Raw genomic sequence first — 7,484 nt, forward strand, 5'->3', positions numbered from 1 at the left:
GTGGTCCTCAGTTCTTCCTGGGCGCGGCGGGGTGCTTGAGTTCGGCGAGCAGGGCGTAGGCGGTGGAGCGGGAGATCCGCAGCGCCACGGCCACGACGGGGACGGCGCGGCGGACGGCGAACACCCCGGCCGCGTCCAGTTCGCGCAGCACGGCGAGCCGGTCCTCGCGGGTGAAGCGCTCCAGCGGACGGCCCTGGGCGCGGACGTGGCCGCCGACCACGTCGTTGATCCGCTCCGTCCAGTCGCGTTCGAACAGCGGCTCGGGGCGGGGGGCGGTGGGGGCGGCGAAGTTGGTCAGCAGGGCGGCGGCCTGGTCCAGCGGGCCACGGTCCAGGTTGACGCAGAGCACCGCCGAGGGCCGGCCGGCGTCGTCCCGCAGCACCGCGCTGACCGAGGAGAGCCGCCGGCCGTCCGGCAGCAGCTTCTCGTACGGCCCGTAGACGTCCGGGGCCGAGGGGTCCAGTTCGTCCAGCTCACCGAGCAGGGACCGGTCGCCGGGGGCGCGGGCGGTCATCGGGTTCCAGATGGCCAGCACCCGGTCGGTGGCGGTGTCGTGCAGCACCACCTCGGCGTACGGCCCCAGCAGCTGGGCGACCGCGCGGCAGACCGGCGACCAGGTCCGCACGCGCGGGTCAGGGGTTTCGGCAGGCATGGATGGACTGTACGTCCGACTCGGACACTCAGTCCAGAGGCGGGAGCAGGGCCGGGTGTGGGAGAGGCCCCGCCCGGCGTTCCGAACGGGGCCTCCGAGGGGGCGCCCAGTGGCAGGTGATCAGCGGCAGGTGATCAGTGGCAGGTGATCAGCAGGCCGAGGACGGAGGTGCAGCTGCGGGTCGCCCGGCTGGTGGCGGGCGAGGGGTCGGCGGGGGCGCCGGCGGTGCGGGCCACGGTGACGTCCCAGGAGGTGAGCAGGCTCAGCGCGCCGACCCGGACGGAGAAGTGCCGGGTGGCACTGGCCCCCTTGGCGAGCGGGGCGGCCAGGGTGCAGGTGAGCTTGCCCGCCGCGACCGTGCAGTCGGTCGAGGTGGTGGTCGGCCCGGTGGGCAGAGCGGCGGCGACGGTGGCCGCCGTGATCGGGTCCGGGCCCTGGTTGGTGAGGGTGACGGTGTAGTCGACCCGGCTGGAGAGCAGGTCGGTGACCGGGGTCGCGGTGAGCGCGACGGCCAGGTGGGCGCTGGGCGCGGTGTAGTCGAAGCGGTCGGCGGCGACGGCGGCACTGGTGCCGCCGGGCGTGGTGACCTGGACGTCGACCGGGCCGGTCACCGTGGTGGCGGGGGCGGTCGCGGTGCAGCTGGTGCTCGTGCAGCTGAACGAGGTGGCCGGACCGGCCGCGCCGAAGGTGACGGCGGTGGCGCCGTTGAGGTCGGTGCCGGTGATGGTCACCGTCGTGCCGCCCGCCCCCGAGCCGCCGTTCGGGCTGATCCCGGTCACCGCCGGCACCGGCAGCGGGAGGTTCAGCACGTCGACGGCGTCACCGGTGAAGTCGGCGAGGTAGCCGCGCCGCCCGTCGGCGCTCAGCGCCAGGGTGTACGGGCCGGCGCCCACCGGGACGGTCGCGGTGACGGTCCGGCCGGCCGCGTCGATGACGCTCAGCGTGTTGTCGGCGTAGTTGGAGACGTAGGCGGTGGAGCCGTCCGGGGCGAGGGCCACCGAGTAGGGGCCGTTGCCGACGGTGACGGTGCCGACCAGGGTGCCGGCGCCGGTGTCGAGCACGGCGGCCGTGGTGTCGTCCCCGTCGGCGGCCCACAGTCGGCTGCCGTCGGGGCTGAGCGCCAGGCCGAAGGCGCTGTGGCCGACCGCGATCGTGGCGCTCACCGCGTTGCTCGCGGTGTCGACCACGTTCACCGCCTTGGCGCCGGAGGCGGCGACGTACAGCCGCTTGCCGTCGGGCGAGACGGCGAGCCCGTGCGGCTCGGCCCCGACCGGGACGGTGGCGGTGACGGTGTTGCTCGCGGTGTCCAGCACGCTCACGGTGCCGGCCCCGGCGTTGCTGACGTAGGCGCGGGTGCCGTCCGGGGAGAGCGCCAGGCCCCAGGGCTGGACGCCGACCGGGACGGTCGCGGTGACGGCGTTGCTCGCGGTGTCCACGACGCTGACCGCGTTGTCCAGGTGGTGGGTCAGGTAGGCGCGCCGGCCGTCGGGCGAGACGGCGACCGCGTAGGAGCCCGTACCGGCGGTGAAACTGCCGGTCACCGTCCGGGTCGCGGTGTCGAGCACGCTGACGGTGCCGGTGCTCTGGCTGGTCACATAGGCCCGGGCGCCGTCCGGAGTGAGCGCCACACCCGCCGGGTAGGGCGCCACCGGCACGTGGGCCGCCACGGTCGGCGGGGGCGCGGCGGCCTCGGCGGGGGCGGGCTGGGAGAGCAGCGCGGCCGTGGCTGCGGATATCGCCGCCACGGCCGTCCAGGTGCGCCGGGGTGCACGCGGTGATCTCACGGATTCTCCAGGGGAGGTCGACCAGGGGGAGGTGGTGAAGGACGTGGCTCCGGAGCCGCTGCGAAGCGTAGATCGCTTGGTGACGGCGCGTCAGGAGCTGATCGGTAATGTCGCCAACTGTTCAGATTCGACCGAGATGCGGCGGGGCCACAGGCGAGGTCACCGGGGACGCCGTCGGGGTCACCGGGAGCGCCCGTCGGGGTCGTGCAGGAAATTGGAGTTCTGGAGTCGTATTCGCTAGCGTTTCGATCGTGAGGCTGACCAAGAGCACCGACATCGCCCTCCGCATCGCCATGCGGCTCGCCGTGATCGGCGAGGGCGAGAACCCGACCACCCGCGAGGTGGCCGAGTCGGTCGGCGTGCCGTACACCCACGCGGCCAAGGTGGTCAGCAGGCTGCAGCACCTCGGGGTGGTGGAGGCCCGACGCGGACGCGGCGGCGGACTGATGATCACCTTCGCCGGGCGGACCGGCTCGCTCGGCCTGCTGCTGCGTGAACTGGAGGGCGTCGGCGACGTGGTCGGCTGCGAGGACGACCCGCCGTGCCCGCTGCGGGCCGCCTGCCGGCTGCGCGGGGCGCTGCGCACCGCCCAGGAGGCGTTCTTCGCCGCGCTCGACCCGCTCAGCATCGACCAGCTGGTGGCCTCCCCCACCGGACCGGTCCTGCTCGGCCTCACCGCCCGACCCGTCGACTGACCCCGCCGATCAACCCCTCCGATTAACCCCGCCCCCCCCGGGGGGTCGGTCGGCACTCACGGGCTTAAATACGAATCTCAGGTACCAGTTCTCAGCCACCCGTCAGGAGTTCCTCTGATGCTGTCCGCGAAGTCCTCCGAGGTCGTCGAGGCCACCCTGCCCGTCGTGGGCGCGGCGATCGGTGACATCACCCCGCGCTTCTACGACCGGCTGTTCGCCGCCCACCCCGAGCTGCTGCGCGACCTGTTCAACCGGGGCAACCAGGCCAACGGCACCCAGCGGGAGGCGCTGGCCGGCTCGATAGCCGCCTTCGCCTCCGCGCTGATCGCCCATCCCGACCAGCGGCCGGACGCGATGCTCGCCCGGATCGCCCACAAGCACGTCTCGGTCGGCATCGAGAGCGCCCAGTACAAGATCGTCCGCGAGCACCTGTTCGCGGCGATCGTCGAGGTGCTCGGCGAGGCCGTCACCCCGGAGGTCGCCGCCGCCTGGGACGAGGTGTACTGGCTGATGGCCAACGCGCTGATCGCGATCGAGGACCGGCTGCGCGCCGAGGCCGCGGTCGGCGGCGACCCGGCCGAGCTGTGGCGCCCGTACACGGTGATCGCCCGCCACCAGGAGACCTCGACCGTCGCCAGCTACCTGGTCCGCCCGGCCGACGGCCGCCCCGCCCCCGTCCCCCGCCCCGGCCAGTACGTCTCGGTGCGCACCCGACTCGCCGACGGCGCCCACCAGATCCGCCAGTACAGCCTCTCCGGCGGGGCCGACGGCGCCCTGCGGTTCAGCGTCAAGCGCGAGCCCGGCGGCGAGGTCTCCGGCCACCTGCACGACCACCTGCACACCGGCGACACCGTCGAACTCGCGCCCCCGCTCGGCGACATCACCCTCGCCGAGGGCGACGGCCCGGTGCTGCTCGCCTCCGCCGGCATCGGCAACACCCCGATGACCGCGATGCTCGACCACCTCGCCGCCACCGGCTCCACCCGGCGGATCGTCTCGGTGCACGGCGACCGCGACCAGCTCAGCCACGCCTTCCGCGCCGACCTGGAGCAGCTGACCGCCAGGCTCTCCGACGCCACCGCCCACGTCTTCTACGAGCGGCCGCTCGGCGACTGGCCGGCCGAGCGCACCGGCCTGGTCGACCTGTCGACCGTCGAGGTCCCGGCCGGCACCACCGCCTACCTGTGCGGACCGCTGCCCTTCCTGCGCGCCGTGCGCGGCCAACTGCTCGCGGCGGGCGTCCCGGCAGCGGACATCCACTACGAGGTGTTCGGGCCGGACCTCTGGCTGGGCGCGGTCAGGGCCTGAGCTCCAGGGTGCAGCACTTCGCCCCGCCGCCGCCCTTGAGCAGTTCGGAGACGTCCACCGGGATCGGCTCGTAGCCCTGCTCGGCGAGCCGGCCGGCCAGGTTCTTGGCCGTGTCCGGGAGCAGCACCCGGCGGCCGTCCGAGACCGCGTTCAGTCCGAACACCTCGGCGTCGGCCCGGTCGGCGAGGAGCGCGTCCGGGAAGAGGCTGCGCAGCACGGAGCGGCTGTGGGCGTCGAAGGCCTCCGGGTAGTACATGACGTGGTCGTCGGAGAGCACGGCCAGCGCGGTGTCCAGGTGGTAGAAGCGCGGGTCGACCAGGGTCAGGCTGACCACGGGGACGCCGAACAGTTCCTCCGCCTCGGCGTGGGCGGCCCGCGAGGTGCGGAAGCCGGTACCGGCGAGCACCCGGCGCCCGACCACCAGGTGGTCGCCCTCGCCCTCGTTGACGTGCCCGGCGCGGCGCACCGCGCGGTAGCCGTGCAGCCGGAACCAGGACTGGTAGGCCTCGGACTCGGCGGCCCGCTCACGGTGGCGGAAGGTCGCCACCAGGGCCCGGCCGTCCAGCACGGTGGCCCCGTTGGCGGCGTAGACCATGTCGGGCAGGCCGGGCACCGGGTCGATCAGCTCGACGGTGTGGCCGAGGCGGCGGTAGGTCCGGTGCAGCAGCTCCCACTGGCGGACGGCGAGCGCGGTGTCGGTGGGCTGCGCCGGGTCCATCCACGGGTTGATCGCGTAGTCCACCGTGAAGTACGTCGGCCGGCACATCAGGTAGCGCCGGGGCCGCGCCGTACGTGCCGGGGTGTGCGTGGGCATCGCTCAACCATCCTAGGATCGCGGGGAGTTCGGGTGCGGAGCTGCGGGTCGCTGCTGAGGCGGCTGCCCCGCGATCCCCGCTCGCACACCCGCGCGGGCGCCCCCGGCGGGCGCAACCCCCCGCGCACCCGGCGCGAGCCCCGGCGCACGGACCGGCGGGCCGGACCGCTCACGGCGGGCCGGGTCACCGGCGAGCCGCGCCGGGCCGGACCCTCACCGGCGAGCCGGACCGCTCACCAGCGCACCGCGGCGAAGTCCACCGGCTCGGTCCGCAGCGCGCGGGCCCGGACGGCGAGGGCGCGCAGCCGGCGGTCCGCCTCCTCGGCGGGCATCCGGTGCTTGTCGCCGTGGCCGGGCAGCAGCCACTCGAAGCGCAGCGCGTCCAGGCTGCGCTCCAGCGAGGCCGCCTGCTCCTCGATCGAGTACCAGGTCACCGCCTCCTGCACCTCGATGTCCCGGTTGGTGCGGGACCAGTACAGGCTGTCGCCGCTGAAGCAGTACCGCTCGTCGGCGACGTACAGCACGCTGCCACGGGTGTGGCCGGGGAAGGGGTGGGCCACCAGGCCGGGCGACACCTCCACCGGGTCGGTGCCGCGCAGCACCCGGTCGGCGTCCGGGGCCGCGGCGAGGTCGCCCTCGTGGATCCAGAGCCGGGCGCCCAGCCGGTCGGCGTACGCGCGGCCGTGCGCCGCGTGGTCGCGGTGGGTGAGCAGGACGTCGGTGACCGGGCCGAGCGCCTGGTAGCGGGCGGCGAGGGCCTCGCTCCAGCGGGGCGTGTCGATCATCACCCAGCCGTCGGGGCGGCGGCAGAGGTAGGCGGTGGCGCCCGCGGTCTGCCGGGAGTTGTGGCCCAGCAGCAGCACCTCGCCGGTCTCGTCGAGGGCCAAGGGGAACGGGTCGGTGGCCCGGTCGAGCCGGCCGTTGCCGGGGCGGATCGAGCGGGTCGGACAGGCGTGGGCGGCGGCGAGCAGTTGGCGGCGCTCGGCCTCGTCGCGCGGCTGGCGGACCAGTTCGGACTTGCGGTCGCGCTCCCGGATCAGGTCGGGCGCGAGCTGCCGGGCGACGTCGCAGTTGGTGCAGCGGTCGTCGACGGTCCAGTTCTCGGAGCTGTTCATGGCCGGTGCTCCCCCAGGGAAGGTACGGCGGCCGGAGCGGCGCGCCGTCCTTCGAGCATCGTGCGGGCGGGCCGGAAAGCGGAAGGGGGAACGGACCTTGTGCTTTCCCGGACCGGGCGCTCTGCGGCCGGGCGGGGCCGTCGAGGGTACGTGGCCCATCTCACGTTCCGCCAGGCTCACCTACGGTGGCGTAGGTCACTTGAATGGGTGAACTATCTCTTTCATGCCGAACCTCCAGGAGACCCTTGACCTCAGTTCGTACGCCGCCCTCGGGGACAGCTTCACCGAGGGCCTGAACGACCCCGGTGCCGACGGCGCCTTCGCCGGCTGGGCCGACCGCCTGGCCGGGCTGCTCGCCGACGGGCGGCCGCCGGGCGGGTTCCGCTACGCCAACCTGGCGGTGCGGGGGCGGCTGTTGGACCAGATCGTGGCCGAGCAGGTGCCGCAGGTCCGCCGGCTCCAGCCCGACCTGGTCACCTTCTGCGCCGGCGGCAACGACATCCTCCGGCCCGGCAGCGACCCGGACGAGGTGGCCGTCCGCTTCGAGGCCGCCATCGCCCAACTCGCCGAGAACGCCGGGACGGTGCTGATCTGCACCGGCTTCGACACCCGCGAGGTGCCGCTGCTCAAGCACCTGCGCGGCAAGATCGCCACCTACAACGGCCACATGCGGGCGGTCGCCGACCGCTACGACTGCAAGGTCGCCGACCTGTGGTCGCTGCGCGCGGTGCAGGACCGCCGGGCCTGGAGCGAGGACCGGCTGCACCTCTCCCCCGAGGGCCACCAGCGGGTCGCCCTGCTGGCCGCCCGCTCGCTCGGCCTGCGCACCCAGGACGACCCGGAGGCCCCGTGGCCGACCGCCCGCGCGCTCACCCCCGCCGACCAGCGGCGGGAGAACCTCCAGTGGGCCCGCGAGTACCTGATCCCCTGGGTCGGCCGACGCCTGCGCGGGGAGTCCTCGGGCGACCACGTCGAGGCCAAGCGCCCGGAGCTGCTGCCACTCTGATGGCACGTCAGAATTTGACGCTCCGTCAGACATTCGCACCGGGTGCTGGGGGGGGGGGGGGGGGGGGGGGGGGGGGGGGGGAGGAGGGAGAGGAGGGGGGGCGAACGGAT

The 7,484-nt window shown here is 74.3% G+C and carries 7 protein-coding genes; 3 read left to right on the top strand and 4 right to left on the bottom strand.

From position 1 onward, the window contains the following. Nucleotides 1–7 precede the first annotated feature (7 nt). Both ACZ4W5_RS26515 and ACZ4W5_RS26520 read right to left on the bottom strand, forming a co-directional pair. Nucleotides 8–652, bottom strand: coding sequence for a helix-turn-helix transcriptional regulator (locus tag ACZ4W5_RS26515; protein WP_360240562.1), 645 nt, complete (start codon nucleotides 650–652; stop codon nucleotides 8–10). A 134-nt stretch (nucleotides 653–786) separates the two neighbouring features. Continuing rightward, nucleotides 787–2,436: a YVTN family beta-propeller repeat protein gene (locus ACZ4W5_RS26520; protein ID WP_360240565.1), complete on the bottom strand. Its 1,650-nt coding sequence runs from the start codon at nucleotides 2,434–2,436 to the stop codon at nucleotides 787–789. 251 nt (nucleotides 2,437–2,687) lie between these two features. Here ACZ4W5_RS26520 and ACZ4W5_RS26525 point away from each other — a divergent pair, with 251 nt between their 5' ends. Further along, a complete protein-coding gene (locus ACZ4W5_RS26525) occupies nucleotides 2,688–3,131 on the top strand; it encodes an RrF2 family transcriptional regulator (protein ID WP_360240568.1) in 444 nt (147 codons plus the stop codon). 117 nt (nucleotides 3,132–3,248) lie between these two features. Beyond that, nucleotides 3,249–4,439, top strand: a complete 1,191-nt coding sequence (locus ACZ4W5_RS26530) for a globin domain-containing protein (RefSeq protein WP_465657342.1) — start codon at nucleotides 3,249–3,251, stop codon at nucleotides 4,437–4,439. Here ACZ4W5_RS26530 and ddaH read toward each other — a convergent pair. Together ddaH and ACZ4W5_RS26540 are read right to left on the bottom strand one after the other, a co-directional pair. Further along, nucleotides 4,429–5,253 (bottom strand): dimethylargininase, encoded by an 825-nt coding sequence (ddaH, locus tag ACZ4W5_RS26535; protein WP_465657343.1) that lies wholly within the window; start codon nucleotides 5,251–5,253, stop codon nucleotides 4,429–4,431. The two genes, ACZ4W5_RS26530 and ddaH, sit on opposite strands and share 11 nt — an antisense overlap. Nucleotides 5,254–5,486: 233 nt before the next feature. Beyond that, the gene (locus tag ACZ4W5_RS26540; protein WP_465657345.1) at nucleotides 5,487–6,368 is read right to left on the bottom strand and encodes an MBL fold metallo-hydrolase; all 882 of its coding nucleotides are present in this window, start codon (nucleotides 6,366–6,368) and stop codon (nucleotides 5,487–5,489) included. 223 nt (nucleotides 6,369–6,591) lie between these two features. On the opposite strand from ACZ4W5_RS26540, the gene ACZ4W5_RS26545 reads away from it, so the two are divergent. Next, nucleotides 6,592–7,374: an SGNH/GDSL hydrolase family protein gene (locus ACZ4W5_RS26545; RefSeq protein ID WP_360240580.1), complete on the top strand. Its 783-nt coding sequence runs from the start codon at nucleotides 6,592–6,594 to the stop codon at nucleotides 7,372–7,374. Nucleotides 7,375–7,484: the final 110 nt, after the last annotated feature.

The sequence above is a fragment of the Kitasatospora sp. NPDC029367 genome (assembly GCF_055569135.1).

What these genes read in the sequence shown, in the direction of transcription:
- ACZ4W5_RS26515 (WP_360240562.1), bottom strand. Translation starts at nt 652, where the DNA reads ATGCCTGCCGAAACCCCTGACCCGCGCGTGCGGACCTGGTCGCCGGTC.
- ACZ4W5_RS26530 (WP_465657342.1), top strand. Translation starts at nt 3,249, where the DNA reads ATGCTGTCCGCGAAGTCCTCCGAGGTCGTCGAGGCCACCCTGCCCGTC.
- ddaH (WP_465657343.1), bottom strand. Translation starts at nt 5,253, where the DNA reads ATGCCCACGCACACCCCGGCACGTACGGCGCGGCCCCGGCGCTACCTG.
- ACZ4W5_RS26540 (WP_465657345.1), bottom strand. Translation starts at nt 6,368, where the DNA reads ATGAACAGCTCCGAGAACTGGACCGTCGACGACCGCTGCACCAACTGC.
- ACZ4W5_RS26545 (WP_360240580.1), top strand. Translation starts at nt 6,592, where the DNA reads ATGCCGAACCTCCAGGAGACCCTTGACCTCAGTTCGTACGCCGCCCTC.